A 17,575-nucleotide genomic window follows, 5' to 3' on the forward strand; every position below is an offset into this window, starting at 1 on the left:
GCGCCCGCCGAGCCGATCTCGCACCGCGTTCGGCTCGGCGGACGCAGGGACTACCTGCTGCGACGCACGCGCGAGATCACGACGAGCCCGAATCCGGCGATGAGAAGCGCGCCGAGGGTCGCAATCAGCCATACCGGAATCGTGCCGCCCGTCGTCGGCAGGTCATCCGGCAGCGCGGCGGTGACTTCGAGCGGAACATCCGCGTCGAGGCCCGATGTCTTCCCCGCGGCTGCGAGTCGGTGATCGCCGACCGGTGCGTGCGCCGGGATCGTAACCGAAGCGCTGAATCCGCCTGACCCGTCGGCGACCGCCTGTGCGATTCGCAGCGGCTCGGAGTGCAGGGTGATCGACACCGTCTCACCCGCGGCGAAGCCGCGGCCGGTCAAACGCAGCGCACCGCCCTGCACGACGCTGTCGGCGCTCGCGATCAGCTCCGCGTCCAGTATCGGCGTGTCCGAGACCTCGATGCGCAGTGGGGCAGACGTCGACTCCTCGTAGGCGTTGGGATCGTCAGGCACGAAGTGCGCGACGTACTCGTGCGTGCCTGCGGTCTGCATCGTCACGTCGAAGCTCGTCGCACCGTCTGGCCCCGTCGTGGCCGTCATGGATGAGTCATCACTCGTGATCTTCACGATGCCCTTCGCCTCCGACGGCGCCACCGTCGCCGTGAGGCGAACGGTCTCCCCCGCCACAGGGTCTGCGCCGCCAGAAGACAGCTCGATGCTGGTCCGCTCAGGTTCGACCTGCCCCGCGCGCACGGACAGGGTCGTGGATGCCTCGACCTGCGAGACCTCACCGAGTGCGATCACCGGATAGTCGCCGACCACGGTCGAGCCGGGAACAGACAGCGCGGCGGAGATCGAGCCCTCGTCGCCTGCCGTCGTCGTCACGGGATCGGCGAAGCCCATCCGGACCTCCACCTGCTCGCCGGGCGCGAAACCGGTGCCGTCGATGCGGACATCTTGCCCTGGGGCGATCTCGTCGGGTGAGACGGTGATCTCCGGCGAGTACTCCGGCTCCGGTGCGACCACCTCGATCTCGAGGGAGGCACGGGCTGAACGCACCCCGTCGTCGACGGTGACGACGACCTCGTAGGTTCCCGCTTCGGCGTAGGCGTGGGAGGCATCGACGGCGCCGTCCGCGACGTCCGCGGAATCGACCGGGGAGCCGTCGCCCCAGTTCACCGTGGCCGACTTCTCCGGCAGCCCACCCGTCACCTCGGCGAGGGTCGCGGAGAACTCCTCGCCGGAGACCTGCTCACCCGCAGCTCCCGCTTCGACTGAGAGGGGAGCATTCGCGGAGCGAGCGCCGTCAGAGGCGATGGCGAACACGTGCACGCGCCCGTCGCGCAGCGAGCCAGGCTCGTCCGGCATGGTCAGCGACTCGACGACCTTCGGTGCTCCGTCTGCATCGGTGTCGAGCGTGATCGGCGCTGTGGCGTAGATCGCGGTGTTCTTCACCGTCGATTCAGCCGACGTACCGGCCAGCCGCCCCTCGGAGACGGCGAGCACGACGTTGTCGTACGCCGGGTCTCCGGATGCGCCGACCCAGTCGCCGAAGGAGATGTTCACCGTCTGCTCCGTGCCGTCGATGAAGCGCAGCACGGCTTCGGGGGAGCGGGCGAGCTCCGTGGCCGTTCCGACGAACGCCAGCTGCGTCGCGTCCTCTCCCAGGTCGAGGCGGAACGTCTGCCCGTCACCCGTGACGTTGTCCTGCTCTCCTGCCGGGATATCCGGCAGATCGTAGGTCAATTCGGTGTCCGGGATCGTGACGGTCTCGCCCTGTATGAAGCCGTCGTCGGCGAGCTTGTCGCGGAAGTAGCCGTAGCCCTGCCCGTCGCAGTTGGCCGCAGTCTCGCCGAGGTCGCCGATGCAGACGTTGTCCATCGCGCCGACGAACGTGTCATCGCGGTGCACGTCGATGCGCGCCGACGCGGCGGCGATGGCACCGGACGAATCCCGTACCGTGACAGCGGCGTCGTAGGCACCCGGTGCGGTGAAGGTGTGCGGGGCGGTGACCTGCCAGCCGCCGAGACCGTCGCGTGTGAGCGTCACCTCCCCGGTCTCGCCGCCGTCGCCGTAGTCGACGGAGACGTCGTACCCGGATGCGTGCTCCTCCGGCCCGACGATCGTGGCGATCGCGGCGTCGAACTCCTCGCCCATAGCCACCGACTGGTCGTCGGCTGGATTGACAGACAGCTCGCTGTCACCGCTCACCGAGGCGAAGAACTCGATCTCCGCCAGCGCGAGCGGGCCGTCGACCGACGAGGCCGCGAGCCGCAGCTGCGTATACGCCCCGCCGTCGTCGACGGAGAACGGACGCGTCTGCGCACCCCAGCGGAACTCCTCGCCGCTGCGGCTGTCCAGCTCGACCCAGGTGCTGCCGTCGACCGAGCCCGAGAGCGTCCAGCTCTGCGGTGCCGATGCGCTCTCCGCCGCGGTGAGGGTGTACTGGTCGACCGCGACGGGGCCGGAGGACGACCGCCACACCAGATCGGCCGAGCCCGACTCGAACTCCGCTGATGAGTTCATGCTGTCGTCCGTGATGGCACCGGTCGGCGCTCCGTCCGCTGCTGTCAGCGAGCCGCGTCCGGGCTTGGTGGCATCCACGAGCGGTTCAGGAGCGTCCAGCTCCTCGTCGATGTCCTTCGCGCCCCACTGCGATGGCTCTTCGCTCATCGCGAACTCGACATCGCCTCCCGCACGCAGCAGATCGCCGTCGAAGGTGGTGGAGTCGATGTCACGACCGTTGATGCTCAGGCCATCGACGTAGGTCATCCCCGCGGAGGCGCCGGGGGCGCTGATCCGGATATCGCGGTCGCCGATCGAGAGCGTCGCCTCGTCGAACAGCGGCGTGCCGATCGTGTAGTCGCCTGAGCCGTTCTCGAGCGGGTAGAAGCCGAGCGCCGAGAACACGTACCACGAGCTGAACTCGCCGTTGTCCTCGTCGCCGGGGTAGCCCTGGCCGATGTCGCTGCCGACGAACATCCGGTTCTGGATGTCGCGGATCAGTTCCTGGGCACCCGTCGGGTCGCCTGCCTCGGCGAGCACGTACGGAATGTGGTGCGCGACCTGGTTCGACATGCCGAGCATGCCGAGCCGCACATCGCGCGCCTCTCGGGCCTCGTGGATGCCGGAGTACGCTGCTTCCTCGCGCTCGGTGAGGAACTCGTGCAGCTCGTCGAGCAGGCCGCTGCGGCCGCCGTACAGCGCAGCCATGCCGTCGACGTCGTGCGGCGCGTGGAACGCGAAGGTCCATGCACTCGCCTCCGTGACGTCCTCACCCCACTCCTTCTTGTCGAAGTCCGCGCCGTTCGCCCAGCTGCCGTCGGCATTCCGCGCGGCGAAGACACCGGCATCAGGGTTGTACATCTCGGAGTAGTGCTCGGCGCGGGAGGAGAAGTACTCCGCCTCCTCGCGCAGCGTGTCGACGCGATCGGTCGGCACGTTCGGATCGTCGGCGAGCGCCGCGGCCATCTGCGAGATGCCGAAGTCGTTGATGAAGCCCTCCAAGCCCCACGAGACGCTCTGGTGCGTCGACTTCTGGGTGTACCCGAGGAAGATCGACTGCTCTAGCCCCTTGCGGCCGACCGCGTTGGAGTCGGGGCGCACCGTGGCGTTCTTCAATGCCGCGTCGTATGCGTCGAGGGCGGTCTCGGTGTCGAGCGCGCCTGCGAGGTACGCCTCGGCGAAGGCGACGTCGCTCGATGTGCCGGTCATCAGATCGGCGTATCCGGGTGACGACCAGCGTGCGATCCAGCCGCCGTCGCGGTACTGCTGCGCGAAGCCGTCCACGAGCTCGTCCGTCACATCCGGGTACAGCAGCGCGTACAGCGGCCACGCGGTGCGGTACGTGTCCCAGAACCCGTTGTTCACGTAGACCTTGCCGTCGACGATCTCGGCGTTGGTCTCGGTGTCGGTCGCCTCGCCCGTGGTGGGGGAGACCGGGCTGGCGTAGGCCGGTCTCGGCTCCTCGGCCGTGCCGACGTTCTCGAACTGCGAGTTCGGATACAGGTTCAGCCGGTACAGGCTGGAGTAGAGGCTGACGAGCTGATCGTCGCTGGCTCCCTGAACGTCGTGGACCACGCCGAGACGCTCGTTCCAGGCATCGCGGACGACGGCGTGCCCGTCGTCGAACGACACCCCCTCCAGCTCGAGGGCGTGGTTGTTGATCGCCTGCTGCTGCGAGATGAAAGACGAGGCGATGCGCAGCTCGACGGTGGCATCGTCCGAGGTGTCGAACGCGGCGTAGCGCGCGGTGTCGGTGCGGTCGCCTTCCGGCGCCGCCCCGGATGCGATCGGCTCCGCGTCGAACGTGCCGTAGACGAACATCCGGGTGCGGCCCGGCCATCCGGAGCCGCCGTCGACCCAGCCGGAGACGGTGTCGCCTTCGATCGTCAGGCCGGAGGACTCGACGACCTCGTCGACCAGAACCGAGCCGCTGTCTCCCACGAATCCGAAGCGGTAGATCGCGCCGTGATCGGTGGGCGTGACCTCGGTCGTGATGCCGTCGTCGAATTCGACCGCGTACAGGTCGGGACGCGCCGTCTCGTTCTCATGGCCGAAGGCGAGGCGACGGTCCTCGAGCGTCGATGTCGGGCTGGAGCCGGCAGCGGGCAGGATGGCGAGCTGGTTGCGGTCGCCCATCCAGATGCTCGGCTGGTGGGAGAAGCCGATGCCCTCGAGCGCCGGGCGGTTCTCCGGCGTGTTCGCCCGCTGGTACTGGTAGATCGTGCCGTGGTTGTCGGCGTCGGTCATGGGAGTCAGGAAGTTGAAGCCGTTTGGCATCGCGGCGGCGGGAATGTTGTTGCCGCGGGAGAAGCCGCCGGATGAGTTGGTTCCACGCCGGGTGTCGACGTAGGAGACCAGTCCGTCGCTGGTGTCGCGCTCGGCGGCCGGGGCGATTCGGAGATCGTCGAGCCAGCCCTGGATCGTGGTGTCGGCGGAGGGCAGTTCGATGCCGGAGACGCCGTCACCGGGATGGTCGTAGGTGAACCGGATCTCGTTCACGGTGCGGCCGGAGAACTCGGTGAGGTCGACGGAGACGCGGTTCCACTGGTCGGGCCAGAGCTTGTTCGCCGCGCCCTGGTCGGCGGCGTCCATGTCGAAGCCGTAGGCGTCGGTCGCGCCGCTGCCTGACAGCGTCGAGCCGTCGTCGAAGAGGAGGTCGACGGCGACGAAGGTCGCGGCATAGCTCTGGTCGCCGTCGAGCACAGGGAAGACGGCGTAGGAGAGCTCGGTGTCGTCCGCGACAGCGACGTCGAGCTCGTCGTAGACGACGCTGGTGGAGTGCGCGGGCCCCGCCTCGAGCTGACGGCCGGAGTAGCGCAGCGCCTGTGCGCCGGTGAAGCCCACGCCGGTTCTGGCGGTGGAGGAGCTGGTAGGTCCTGAGTCGATCTCAAGCGCGAGGTCGGATGGCTGTGCTGCCGCTTCGGGATCTGCGAGCGGTTCGAAGCCCGCCAGCTGCAGGATGCCGCCGCTCTGCACAGCGGAGACGTCGAGACGGTAGAACGTGTAGGAGTCACTGGGTGCGGCGGGAGTGTAAGTGCGCGTCTCACCTCGTGCGGCGAACGATTCCTCGCCGGTGCGGGAGTCGATCTCCGTCCAGTTCTCGCCGTCGTTCGAGCCGAGCACGCGGAAGTCGCGGGGATCCCGGTCGGGAGCGTCGTTGCCCGAGGTCAGTGTGTACGCCCCGAGCGGCTGCGGTTCGCTCAGCTCGAGCTGCGCCCATCCGGCGTCGGAGAAGACCAGCCACTTAGAAGACGGGTTGCCGTCGGCGAGGTTGTCCGCGGTCTCGTTGGGGGTATTCTCCCCGGAGGCTGTGACCTCGATCACAGAGGGCAGCACGCTGCCCGGCGCGAACTGACCGCCGCTGACCCCTGCGGACTCCCCGGTGCCGCGCAGAGCCGGGGCTTCGTCGCCCGTCTCGAACGACGAAGCGAACTCCGGTTCCACGGCGGCCGCTGTGGTCGTCGGCAGCAGCACCGCGGCGATGACCGCAGCAGCGGCGAGCATCGCCGGTGCGGTCCGTGCCCGCTGACGGTTCTGAGACTCGACTCGGTTGAAAGGGATCACCGTTGCTCCTCAATCGCTTCTTCGCGTTTCTGACATCGCTGTCATACACTGTCTGGGAAGCTACCACAGACACCCGCCCCGGCGGGAGGCCTGTTTCCGGATCCGGAGTGCGAGAGCGCGCCGGACGGCCCGAACACGAGGGAGTGCTATGGACACGTCGGCGGCTGCGCCTGCACGGGCGACGCTCGCACAGGTGGCCGAACGCGCCGGCGTAAGCCTGAAGACCGCCTCACGGGCACTGAGCGGCGAGACATACGTCGCGGAGGCCACCCGCGCGCGTGTCGTCTCGGCGGCCGTCGAGCTCGGGTATCAGCGCAACGCGGCGGCGAGTCTGCTGGCGAGCGGACGGCTCGCGGATTCCATCGGCCTGGTCACGGGCGACTTCACGAACCCGTTCTACTCGGCGATCGCGCAGGCGTTCGAGGACGAGATCCGGCCGCACGGCATCCATCTCTCCGTCGCCAACTCCGGGGAGTCCGTCGAGCGCGAACAGCTGCTCGCGGCGGACCTCGCGGACAGGCAGAGCAAGGCGCTCGTGCTGGTGTCGGCGATGCCGGAGCACTCCGGCTACGCGCCGCTCGTGGGGCGCGGCATTCCCGTCGTGTTCGTCGACCGCCCACCGGTGGGCATCGAGGCGGACTCGGTGATCTTCGACAACCGCACGGGAGGGCGCCTGGCCGCGGAGCACCTGCGCGAGCAGGGTCACACCCGGATCGCCTTCGTCGGCGACTACAGCTGGCTGCCGACGTTCCGCGGTCGCCTCGACGGCATGGGCGACGTCCTCGACGGTGATGCGAGCACCTGGCGCGGACTGCTGCGCACGGACGCGCACGACGTCGATTCCGCGAGGGCGCGCACTGCAGAGCTGCTGGCGCTGGACGAACCGCCGACGGCGCTCGTCGCGGGCAACAACCGCATCCTGCTGGGAATGACGGAGCAGCTCGCCATGATCGATCACGGCTCGCGCCCAGCCGTGGTCGCCTTCGACGACGTCGAGTGGGCCCGTGTGCTGGGGACCACCGTGGTCACGGGTGACGTCGAAGAACTCGGCAGGCGCGCCGCGCGCCTGGCCACCGGGCGGCTCGCCGACAGGGCGCGCCCGGCAGAGAACGTCGAACTGCCCATGCGACTCATCGCACGGGCATCGTCGAACAGGGGGCCCAGATGACCCCCGCACCCGCACTGAATCTCGGATGGGTCACGATCCCGCTCGCGCGAACGACGCGCGGTGCCCTTCGACCCCATCCGGGTGTTCAATGTGGGGGCGCTCGCACCACGAGTGCGGGCGTGCTCTCACGAAGAGCGTCCCAATCACACGACTCCAGTCAATGAAGGTGGAGACAATCCCATGAAGAGTAATCGCATTCTGATGGTCGCCGCGGGCGCCTCCGCCCTGGCGCTCGGCCTCGCCGGCTGCGGCGGAACCGACGGCGGCGACGGCGGAGAAAGCGGCGGCAACGCCGAGGTGGAGGTCTTCACCTGGTGGGCCGCGGGCAGTGAGAAGGCCGGCCTCGACGCGCTCGTCGGGGTCTTCGACGACCAGCACCCCGACACGAAGTTCGTCAACGGCGCCGTCGCAGGCGGCGCCGGATCGACGGCGAAGGACCTGCTCCAGTCGCGGCTGCAGCAGGGAGACCCGCCTGACACGTTCCAGGCGCACGCCGGTGCTGAGCTCCAGGACTATATCGATGCGGCGCAGGTGGAGGACGTCTCCGACCTGTATGAGGAGTTCGGCCTGAACGAGGCGTTCCCCGCGGATCTCATCGACCGACTCACCGTCGACGGGGCGATCTACTCCGTTCCGGCGAACATCCACCGCGCCAACATGGTGTGGGGCAACCCGTCCGTGATCTCCGATGCAGGTCTCGACCCGGAAGCGGAGTACGCGTCACTCGATGAGTGGATCGACGCACTCGAGGAGATCGACGCGTCAGGGGTGACCGCGCTGTCGGTGGCTCAGCCGTGGACGCAGGTGAACCTGCTCGAGACGGTGCTGCTCGCCGGCCTCGGCGCCGACAGCTACGAGGGCCTCTGGTCGGGCGAGACCGATTGGACCGGGGCGGAGGTGACGGCGGCACTCGAGGACTTCGAGACGCTGATGAGCCTCACGAACGACGACCGCGACGGCCTCGACTGGCCGGATGCGACTCAGCAGGTGATCGACGGCGATGCCGCGTTCAACGTGATGGGCGATTGGGCGGAGGCGGCCTTCCAGGAGGCGGGCGCCGAAGCTCCTGCCGACTACGTCTACTTCCCGGTGCCCGGCACGGACGGAGTGTTCGACTTCCTCGCCGACAGCTTCACGCTGCCGGTCGGTGCACCGCACCCGGAGGGTGCGAAGGCGTGGCTCGATTCGGTGTCGTCGGCTGAGGGCCAGGAGGCGTTCAACATGGCGAAGGGCTCGATCCCCGCGCGCACCGATGCCGACACGAGCGAGTTCGGCGCGTACCAGCAGACCGCGGTCGAGTCGTTCCAGAGCGACACCATCGTCTCGTCGCTGGCGCACGGCGCGGCCGTGCCGGTCTCGGTGCTGAACCAGATCACCGACGCGACCAGCAAGTTCACGACCGGCGCGAGCGATCTCGCGACGTACCAGGAGGAGCTCGCCGCCGCGGCGGGCGAGTGAGCGACATCCCGATACCGGTGCCGGGGCGGTCCGCGAGGCCGTCCCGGCACCGTGGGGAGAGGAGACGTTCCCGATGAGGGGAATCCGCAAGATCGGGCCGCCGCTGCTGCTGCTCGCGCCGTCGCTCATCCTCGTGGCGATCTTCGTCTACGGGCTGATCGCGGCGAACTTCGCCACGTCGATCACCGACAACCACTCGGCGGCGCAGGCGACGGGTCAGCAGCCGTCCGTGGTGGTCTGGTTCGACAACTACGTGACGCTGCTGAAGACCGACGACTTCCAGCACTCGCTGTGGAATCTCGTGCTGTTCACCGTCGTGTTCCTCATGGGTGCGATGGTGATGGGCTTCCTCTGGGCGTGGATCCTGGAGCGGCCGCAGAAGGGTGAGGGCGTCTTCCGGTCGGTCTACCTGTTCCCGATGGCGGTGTCGTTCGTCGCGAGCGGCGTCGTCTGGCGCTGGCTGCTGAACAGCAACCAGGGTGAGGACGCGTCGGGCCTGAACCGGCTGTTCCAGATGATCGGGCTGGACGCGCTGCAGAACCCGTGGTGGAACAACATCACCTTCGGCATCGCGGCGATCGCGCTGCCGGCGATCTGGCAGCTTTCCGGATATGTGATGGCGCTGTTCCTCGCGGGCTTCCGAGGCATTCCGGATGAGCTGCGCGAGGCGGCGAGAATGGACGGCGCCAGCGAGTGGCAGCTGTACCGGTACGTGCTCTTCCCGCAGCTGGCGCCCATCGCGCTGTCCGCACTGGTGATCATCGGGCACATGTCGCTGAAGTCGTTCGACCTGATCATGTCGATCTCGAGCCACTCTAACTACCAGACCAAGGTCCCGGCGATCGACATGTTCGTGTTCAAGAACAGCTTCGACTACGCCAACTCGGCGGCGGTCGGCACGATCCTGCTGGTCATCGTCGCCGTCGTGATCATCCCGTACCTGTGGTGGACCAACCGCAAGGAGGACGCCAGATGAGCGCAACAGCCATCGTGACGACGAACGCGCTCGCGCCGCCGAGCTCGGCGGGCAGGGCGAAGACGGGTCGCATCGCCTGGCGCACCGTCAGATATGTGCTGGCGATCGTCTTCGTGATCGTCGTTCTCACACCCGTGTACGTGCTGCTGATCACCAGTTTCAAGGCGCCGGGCGATGCTTCGCCCGTTCGCGCCTGGGCGCTGCCGCAGGAATGGACGCTGGCGAACTGGCAGGCCGCATGGACTGCGCTGTGGCCCTCTATCCTGCGCTCGTTCCAGATCGTGATTCCGGCGGCGATCATCTCATCCGTGCTCGGGTCGCTGAACGGTTTCGTGCTCTCTCGCTGGGCGTTCCGCGGGGCGAACATCGTGTTCGCCTGCATCCTGTTCGGCATGTTCATCCCGTATCAGGCCGTGATGATCCCGCTGTCGCAGCTGATGACCACGATGCACGTGCCGAGCGGCGTGCCCGCGCTGATCCTGCTGCACGTCGTGTTCGGCATCCCCATCACGACGCTGATCATGCGCAACTACTACGTGACCGTTCCGCACGAGCTCGTCGAGGCGTCGCGCGTCGACGGTGCGGGCATGCTGCGCACGTACTGGTCGGTGATCCTGCCGATCTCGATCCCCAGCTTCGTGGTCGTGCTGATCTGGCAGTTCACGAACGCGTGGAACGACTTCCTGTTCGCGGTGTTCTTCGCCTCCAGCCAGAACGGGCCGGTGACGCTCGCGCTGAACAACCTCGCGAACGGAGCGGTGCTGCAGGACTACGGTGTGTCCATGGCGGGCGCGCTGCTGGCGTCGCTGCCGCCGCTCGTCGTCTACATCATCCTCGGCAAGTACTTCATCGGCGGGCTGATGTCCGGCTCGGTCAAGGGCTGAGCGCGAGCTCGCGGTGAATATGCGAATGGGGCGCCCGATCCGAGCGGGCGCCCCATTCGCACGCGTCAGATCGTCGCGGTGTCGATCACGAAGCGGTACCGCACGTCGCTGGACAGCACGCGGTCGTACGCCTCGTTGATCGCCTCGGCCGAGATCAGCTCGGTCTCGGGTGCGATCGCGTGCTCGGCGCAGAAGTCGAGCATCTCCTGGGTCTCCTTGATGGAGCCGATGTTGGAACCGGCGAACGACTTTCCGCCGCCGATCAGCGAGAACACCTGCACGGGGAGCGGCTCGGGCGGTGCGCCGACGTTGACGAGCGTGCCCTGGGGCTTGAGGGTCGCGAGGTAGGCGTTCATGTCGAGCGGAGCGCTGACAGTGTTGATGATGAGGTCGAAGGAGCGCTTCAGCTCGCGCAGAGCGCCCTCGTCGCCTGTGGCGATGTGGGCCGTGGCGCCGAAGGCGAGAGCGTCGTCGCGCTTGGAGAGCGTGCGCGAGAGCACGGTGACATCCGCTCCCATCGCGACGGCGATCTTCACGGCCATGTGGCCGAGACCGCCCATGCCGACCACGGCGACCTTCTTGCCGGGGCCTGCGCCCCACCGCGCCAGAGGTGAGTAGGTCGTGATCCCTGCGCACAGCAGCGGAGCGGCCTGCTCGTACGGGATCGACTCCGGCATGCGCAGCACGAACTTCTCGTCGACGACCACGTGGGTCGAGTAGCCGCCCTGCGTGATCGTGCCGTCGACGTCGGTCGCCGTGTAGGTGTCGATCGCGCCCTTCTCGCAGAAGTGCTCGTCGCCGTCGAGGCAGTACGAGCACTCACCGCAGGAGTTCACCATGCATCCGACGCCGACCCGATCGCCGATGGCGTGCGTCGTGACCTCGGAGCCCACCTCGGTGACCTCGCCGACGATCTCGTGACCGACGACCTGCGGGTAGGCGATCGGGCCCCATTCGCCCCGGATGGTATGGATGTCGCTGTGGCAGACGCCCGCGTACCGGATGGCGATCATCACGTCGTGCGGGCCGACGTCGCGCCGCTCGATCTCGAGCGGTACGAGGTTATCGGTGGCGCTGTGAGCACCGTATGCCTTGACGATGGTTGGCATGGTTCCTCCTTGATGAGGGGCGTTACCCGGGAGTCCCCGGATGGGCGACGCGACGCCTGCGTGAGGCGCGGTCGGGCTTGGGGAATGCCTGCCGCATCGACGTCGTCGACAGCAGGACGGCGGCGACTATCAGCAGGGCGGCGAAGACGAGCTGCTCGATGATCATCCAGACCGGGAAGAACCCGGGGATCGCCGAGAGCGCCAGCGCGACGACGGGAAAGATGCGGGTGAACAGCTGCAGACGGCGGAACGCCCAGTACCACCCGAGCCATGCCCGCCAGAGGAAGTAGAACAGCGAAGCGGTGATGGCGAGAATGACCAGGCCGCGTATCCATACGGGCAGCGTGACGGCGTGCCCCGTGAGGTGCAGCCAGACGACGGCCATGACGGTGCCGGCGCCGAGGAGCGTGCAGACGACGAGGATCGCCGCGACGAGGGTGAGTCCGCGTCGTGCGGCGTCATGCGCGGAACCGGGAACACGGTGATTCCGATCGCGTCCGCCTGCGAAGCGGTCGACAACGCGAAACAGAGACTCCAGGCGCACCCCTCCAGCGTATCCCGCCTTGCCTCACCGGCGGCTGGCCCCAGCTGCCGAGATGCGCACATATCGCCGAGATGCGCCGCTGCTGACGTCCGGATGTCGAATATGTGCGCATCTCGACGGCCGGCTCCGGCGCGCTACAGGTCGATGTACCTCGTCTCGTCCCATGGCTCCGTCCAGCCGAGCCTGGTGAACATCCGGTCGAGCACGCCGGCGGTGAATCCCCACACCAACTGACGCTGTCCATCTGCGTGCACGAGCCATGCGGGTCCGGTGAGCGACTCGCCGCCGCGGCGCAGGCGGGTGGACCAGCGGTTCGCGGGGTTGAGGAGATCGGCGACCGGCACCCGGAACACGGATGACGATTCCCGCTCGTCGACGACGCCGACCCGTGTGGGTCTGGTCCACCATCCGAGCACGGGCGTGACGCGGTGCGACGAGTGCGGCAGCGGCAGCTCCGGCAGCGTGCCCAGAACCTCTACACCGTCGCGATCGAGCCCTGTCTCCTCGACGGCTTCACGCAGCGCGGCGTCCACCGGGCCGGTGTCTCCTGGATCGATGCGTCCGCCGGGGAACGCGACCTGGCCGGCGTGGGAGCTGAGCGTCTCCGCACGGGCGAGCAGCAGCACGTCGAGATCGGCCGACACCGCGCGGGAGCGGGCGTCATGGTCGGCCGCGACCGCGTCGAGCACGCCGAAGAGCACCAGCACGGCGGCGGGGCGGGATTCGTCGCTGAACCCGAGAGCGCCGAGCCAGTCGGCGAACAGCGTGCGGTCGTGTGTGAGTGCGCTCAGCTGCTGCCTGGCCGTCCCCTCATCTCTCACTTGTTCGACGATACCTCCGCCCGGGCGCGCGCGGGTCGCGGAATCGTTCGACACGGATCGCTTCTTCGCACACCGAACCGGGCCCACCGAAGGCCTCGGAGGAATACCATGGAGACATGGCGAAGAAGGCACCAACGCAGGACATCGACGAGTCGAAGGTGACAGTCGGTGCACCGGAAACAGAGGCCGTCGGCGTGCCGGCCATCCTTAACGCGATGAAGATCGCCGTCGACCAGATGGGCGTCGTCCGCAGCGCGAGAACACTGCTGCGGGTGAACCAGAAGGACGGGTTCGACTGCCCCGGCTGCGCGTGGCCCGAGGAAGACCGCAGGCACGTCGCGGAGTTCTGCGAGAACGGGGCGAAGGCGGTGGCGGAAGAGGCGACGATCCGTCGCGTCGAACCCGCGTTCTTCGCCGAGCATTCCATCGCCGAACTGCAGAGCCACGACGACTGGTGGCTCGGCCAGCAGGGGCGGCTCACCGAGCCGATGATCCTCGACGAAGGAGCCACGCACTACCGCCCGGTCTCGTGGGACGATGCACTCGCGACGATCGCCGACGAGCTGCGAGGCCTCGACGACCCGAATGAGGCGATCTTCTACACCTCGGGGCGCGCTTCGAACGAGTCCGCGTTCCTGTACCAGCTGCTCGTGCGCGGGCTGGGCACCAACAACCTGCCCGACTGCTCCAACATGTGCCATGAGTCGAGCGGATCGGCGCTCGGCGAGACGATCGGCATAGGCAAGGGAACGGTCTCGATCGAGGACATCCACAAGGCCGATCTGCTGATCGTGGCCGGGCAGAACCCCGGCACGAACCATCCGCGCATGCTGTCGGCGCTCGAGAAAGCGAAGAAGAACGGCGCGCGCATCATCGCCGTGAACCCGCTGCCCGAGGCCGGGCTGATGCACTTCAACAACCCGCAGACGCCGCGCGGCGTGGTGTTCGGCGGCACGAAGCTCGCCGACGATTTCGTGCAGGTTCGGCTGGGCGGCGACCAGGCGCTGTTCCAGGCGATCGGGAAGCACCTGCTGGAGAAGGACTCGGAGACGCCCGGCGTCGTCGACCGCGCGTTCGTCGACGCGCACACGTCGGGCTTCGACGAGTACGCGGCCGCCGTTTCGGACGTCACGTGGCGCGAGCTCGAGACGGCGACGGGTGTCAGTGAGGGCGAGATGCGGGCGATCGCCGAACAGGTGCGGCTGTCGGGATCGACGATCGTGTGCTGGGCGATGGGGCTCACCCAGCACAAGCACTCCGTCGCGACGCTGCGCGATGTCGTGAACGTGCTGCTGCTGCAGGGGAACATCGGGCGCGAGGGAGCCGGCGTGTGCCCCGTGCGCGGCCATTCCAATGTGCAGGGTGATCGCACCGTAGGCATCTATGAGAAGCCCGCGGCGACGTTCCTCGACGCGCTCGATGAGGAGTTCTCGTTCTCGTCGCCGCGGGAGCACGGCTTCGACACGGTCGCGGCCATCGGCGCGATGCGTGAGGGCAAGGCGCGATTCTTCATGGCGCTCGGGGGCAACTTCCTCAGCGCCACGCCCGACACGGCAGTGGTCGAGGACGGCATCCGACAGACGAACCTGTCGGTGCAGATCTCCACCAAACTCAACCGCTCGCACGTCGTCACGGGTCGGCGCGCCATCATTCTGCCCGTGCTCGGACGGACCGACCGCGACACCAGAGGCGGCGGCGACCAGCGCGTCACCGTCGAGGACTCGATGGGCGCCGTTCACGCCTCGCGAGGGCGGCTCGAGCCGCCCAAGAAGGGCATGCTGAGCGAGACAGCCATCATCGCGCGGCTGTGCGCGCTCGTCTTCGACGGGCGCGGCAACGCACCGCAGGCCGACTGGGCGGCCCTCGAGAACGACTACTCCGGCATCCGGAGCCACATCTCCCGCGTCGTGCCAGGGTTCGAGGACTACGACGCACGCATCCAGAAGGGGCGCACGTTCCTGCTGCCGAACGGGCCGCGCGACGGGCGCGAGTTCGCGACGGCGACGGGCAAGGCGATGTTCACGGGCAATGCGCTGGAGTACCCGCGCATCCCCGAGGGACGCATTCTTCTGCAGACGCTGCGCTCGCACGATCAGTACAACACCACGATCTACGGCAAGGACGACCGCTACCGCGGCATCAAAGGCGGGCGGCGCGTCGTGCTGATCAACGCGGAGGACATCGCAGATCTCGGCTTCGCCGACGGCGAAATCGTCGACCTCGTCTCGGAGTGGGAGGGACCTGAGGGGCTCGAGGAGCGCCGCGCCGAAGAGTTCCGTCTCGTGGCGTACGACACGCCGCGCCGCAACGCGGCGGCGTACTACCCCGAGACCAACGTGCTGGTGCCGCTCGAGTCGATCGCCGATGTGAGCGGCACGCCGACCTCGAAGGCGGTCATCGTGCGGCTCGAGCGTCGCACGTGAGCGGGGAGGTGCGCGCCGCGGTGATCACGGTGAGCGACCGTTCCGCGGCGGGCGAGCGTCAGGACGCAGGAGGGCCGGTCGCCGTCGCAGCACTGCGCGAAGCGGGGTTCGCATGCGGGGAACAGTGCATCGTCCCTGATGGCGAGGACAGCGTCGAAGCCGCGCTGCGCGAAGCGATCGGCACCGGGGCGCGAGTGATCGTGACGACGGGCGGCACAGGCGTCGGGCCGCGCGATCTCACTCCGGAGGGCACGAAGCGCGTGCTCGATCGCGAGGTACCCGGCATCGCCGAAGAACTGCGCCGGATGGGCGCTGCGGCGCTCCCTGCAGGCATGCTCTCGCGCGGTCTGAGCGGCATCTCAGCAGGTGCGCTCATCGTGAATCTGCCGGGCTCTCCGTCCGCCGTGCGCGAGGGCGTGCCTGTCGTGCTCTCCGTTGCGCGTCACGTCGTGTCGCAGATCGACGGCGGCGATCATCAGCTTGCCGGGGAACACCTATGACGGAGGTGAGGATCGCCAGAGTCTCGAGCGTCGCCCTGGATGTGGGCGAGCACCTAGAGGCCGTCGCGGACCCCGCATCCGGAGCCGAGACGTCGTTCGTCGGCCGCGTGCGCGATCACGACCCTGATGCGTCCGGTGCCGTCACAGCGCTGGAGTACACGGCTCATCCGGATGTCGAGGCGACTCTGCGCGAGATCGCCCAGCGCGCGGCCTCCGCGCACAACGCGCAGGTGGCGGTGAGCCACCGCATCGGTCGGCTCGTGGTCGGAGACGCTGCGGTCGTCATCGCCTGCTCGGCCGGGCACCGCGCGGAAGCCTTCGACGCTTGCCGCGCGGTGATCGAAGACATCAAGCGCGAGCTCCCGGTGTGGAAGCGCCAGCTCGCCGCAGACGGCACCGCCGCGTGGAAGGGTCTCGGCGGCTGACCGCCCCGGCTCAGCCGACCGCGCCGCCTCAACGAGCTCGCGAGATGCCTGGGCTTTGTCGAGATGCACACATATTCCGGTGCATCTCGACAACCTCCATGCGGTTCGCGAGTGGGTCACCCGCCGGCGAAGGGCGGAAGGATGTCGACGGTGGCGTTCGGTGCGAGCGGAACGTCGTCGTCGTGGCGGCGGCCGTCGACCAGCACGGCGCAACGGGGGAGGATCGGCTCGAGATCAGGATGCTCGGTCGCAAGAGCCTCGCGCAGCGCGGTGAGCGTGGGCTCGTCGCGGCGCTCCTCTGCGCGCCCGACTGCCTCCTCGGCGGCGGCGAAGTAGCGCACGGTCGTCACTGCTCGGGCTCCCAGGTCTCGGCGAGCGCAACCAGCTCGCGCACCGTGCGCTCCTGCTCGTCGGCGCTGCCGCCGGCGCGTCCGGCGGCGAGGCCCGCGAGGAACGCGCTGAGCGGGGCAGCCGGACGCGCGACGCCGTGCGCGATGTCGCGCGCGAGATCGAGGACCAGCGGAACGGAGACCTCGGCTCGGTCGAGACCGAGCCGCTCGCAGGCAGCGAGGGTCCACGCGTCGAGAGCTTCAGGGGGAAGCGCTCGCGATTCAGCCATCTCATCACTCCCTTCGCTCGGCGCGCTCGCGCCGTGCGGTCTCCACATCGTCCCACGTATCGACGTCGCGCACCGCTTCGGCGGCGGCCGCGATGGTGGTGATCCGGATGCCGCGCAGCAGCTGCCGCAGGGACGCGTCGCGACCGCCGTTCGGCAATGCGGCCAAGCCGTCGCGCAGCGCGGCGGTACGGTACACACCCGCGAGCCACTGCACGCGGCCGTCCGGATCGGAGAGGCACCGGCCGTCCTCGTGCTCGGTGAGGCCCGCCCGGTATGTCGGATGAGTCAACGGGGCCGAGGACTCCGTGAGGCGGTCGAGGGTGGTTTCGTGCCGCGAGGGCGAAGAGTCGGGCGCGCGCAGGAGAGCGACGATGCTCTCAGGCGCGGCCAGGTCTCCCGCCAGGACGAATACGGCGGGCGAGGTCACCCGCTCGAGCGCGGCTGCGATGCCGGCCACCGGCCCGCCGAACGGAGGGTCCTCGTGCACCCACTCAGCCTCGGACCCCGGCGATGGAGCGGGACTGTTCGTCGGAGCCTCTTCGTGGTGGCCGTGGTGGCCGTGGTGGCCGTGGTG

Annotated in this window: 14 protein-coding genes; 7 read left to right on the plus strand and 7 right to left on the minus strand. The window is 68.4% G+C overall.

Annotated features, from left to right (window positions below):
- Positions 1-50: 50 nt before the first annotated feature.
- A complete protein-coding gene (locus tag DZG09_RS10565; protein WP_119697698.1) occupies positions 51-6,074 on the minus strand; it encodes a GH92 family glycosyl hydrolase in 6,024 nt (2,007 codons plus the stop codon).
- Between the two features lie 148 nt (positions 6,075-6,222).
- Here DZG09_RS10565 and DZG09_RS10570 point away from each other — a divergent pair, with 148 nt between their 5' ends.
- The 4 genes from DZG09_RS10570 (at position 6,223) to DZG09_RS10585 (ending at position 10,560) form a co-directional block, all read left to right on the plus strand.
- Positions 6,223-7,242 carry a LacI family DNA-binding transcriptional regulator gene (locus DZG09_RS10570; RefSeq protein ID WP_119697699.1) on the plus strand — a complete coding sequence of 340 codons (1,020 nt, stop codon included), beginning with the start codon at positions 6,223-6,225 and terminating at the stop codon, positions 7,240-7,242.
- Between the two features lie 180 nt (positions 7,243-7,422).
- Positions 7,423-8,700, plus strand: coding sequence for an ABC transporter substrate-binding protein (locus tag DZG09_RS10575; RefSeq protein WP_119697700.1), 1,278 nt, complete (start codon positions 7,423-7,425; stop codon positions 8,698-8,700).
- Between the two features lie 73 nt (positions 8,701-8,773).
- Positions 8,774-9,676, plus strand: coding sequence for a carbohydrate ABC transporter permease (locus tag DZG09_RS10580; protein WP_119697701.1), 903 nt, complete (start codon positions 8,774-8,776; stop codon positions 9,674-9,676).
- Positions 9,673-10,560, plus strand: coding sequence for a carbohydrate ABC transporter permease (locus tag DZG09_RS10585; RefSeq protein WP_119697702.1), 888 nt, complete (start codon positions 9,673-9,675; stop codon positions 10,558-10,560). Before DZG09_RS10580 ends, DZG09_RS10585 begins: the two co-directional genes overlap by 4 nt.
- Positions 10,561-10,625: 65 nt before the next feature.
- Here DZG09_RS10585 and DZG09_RS10590 read toward each other — a convergent pair whose 3' ends face one another.
- From DZG09_RS10590 to DZG09_RS10600, 3 genes are all read right to left on the minus strand, one after another.
- A complete protein-coding gene (locus DZG09_RS10590) occupies positions 10,626-11,669 on the minus strand; it encodes an NAD(P)-dependent alcohol dehydrogenase (RefSeq protein WP_119697703.1) in 1,044 nt (347 codons plus the stop codon).
- A gap of 22 nt (positions 11,670-11,691) precedes the next feature.
- The gene (locus DZG09_RS10595; protein ID WP_119697704.1) at positions 11,692-12,213 is read right to left on the minus strand and encodes a hypothetical protein; all 522 of its coding nucleotides are present in this window, start codon (positions 12,211-12,213) and stop codon (positions 11,692-11,694) included.
- Between the two features lie 134 nt (positions 12,214-12,347).
- Positions 12,348-13,034 carry an NUDIX hydrolase gene (locus DZG09_RS10600; RefSeq protein WP_205529145.1) on the minus strand — a complete coding sequence of 229 codons (687 nt, stop codon included), beginning with the start codon at positions 13,032-13,034 and terminating at the stop codon, positions 12,348-12,350.
- A gap of 116 nt (positions 13,035-13,150) precedes the next feature.
- Here DZG09_RS10600 and DZG09_RS10605 point away from each other — a divergent pair, with 116 nt between their 5' ends.
- Genes DZG09_RS10605 through DZG09_RS10615 form a run of 3 tightly spaced genes read left to right on the plus strand, consistent with a single transcriptional unit; the run spans position 13,151 to position 16,382 of the window.
- Positions 13,151-15,457 carry an FdhF/YdeP family oxidoreductase gene (locus DZG09_RS10605; protein WP_119697705.1) on the plus strand — a complete coding sequence of 769 codons (2,307 nt, stop codon included), beginning with the start codon at positions 13,151-13,153 and terminating at the stop codon, positions 15,455-15,457.
- Positions 15,454-15,957 carry a MogA/MoaB family molybdenum cofactor biosynthesis protein gene (locus DZG09_RS10610; protein WP_119697706.1) on the plus strand — a complete coding sequence of 168 codons (504 nt, stop codon included), beginning with the start codon at positions 15,454-15,456 and terminating at the stop codon, positions 15,955-15,957. Before DZG09_RS10605 ends, DZG09_RS10610 begins: the two co-directional genes overlap by 4 nt.
- On the plus strand, positions 15,954-16,382 hold the full coding sequence (locus tag DZG09_RS10615; protein WP_119697707.1) for a molybdenum cofactor biosynthesis protein MoaE: 429 nt from the start codon (positions 15,954-15,956) through the stop codon (positions 16,380-16,382). Before DZG09_RS10610 ends, DZG09_RS10615 begins: the two co-directional genes overlap by 4 nt.
- Positions 16,383-16,498: 116 nt before the next feature.
- Here the strand turns inward: DZG09_RS10615 and DZG09_RS10620 are convergent, their stop codons facing one another.
- From DZG09_RS10620 to mobA, 3 genes are all read right to left on the minus strand, one after another.
- Positions 16,499-16,732, minus strand: coding sequence for a MoaD/ThiS family protein (locus DZG09_RS10620; protein WP_119697708.1), 234 nt, complete (start codon positions 16,730-16,732; stop codon positions 16,499-16,501).
- The gene (locus DZG09_RS16890) at positions 16,729-17,001 is read right to left on the minus strand and encodes a DUF6457 domain-containing protein (protein WP_119697709.1); all 273 of its coding nucleotides are present in this window, start codon (positions 16,999-17,001) and stop codon (positions 16,729-16,731) included. The genes DZG09_RS10620 and DZG09_RS16890 overlap by 4 nt, the downstream gene beginning before the upstream one ends.
- Before the next feature lie 4 nt (positions 17,002-17,005).
- Positions 17,006-17,575 (minus strand): molybdenum cofactor guanylyltransferase (mobA, locus tag DZG09_RS10630; RefSeq protein WP_205529146.1); only part of this gene is annotated, 570 nt, incomplete at its 5' end.

The sequence above is a fragment of the Microbacterium halotolerans genome (assembly GCF_003569805.1).
In the GTDB taxonomy this organism is placed as follows: domain Bacteria; phylum Actinomycetota; class Actinomycetes; order Actinomycetales; family Microbacteriaceae; genus Microbacterium; species Microbacterium halotolerans.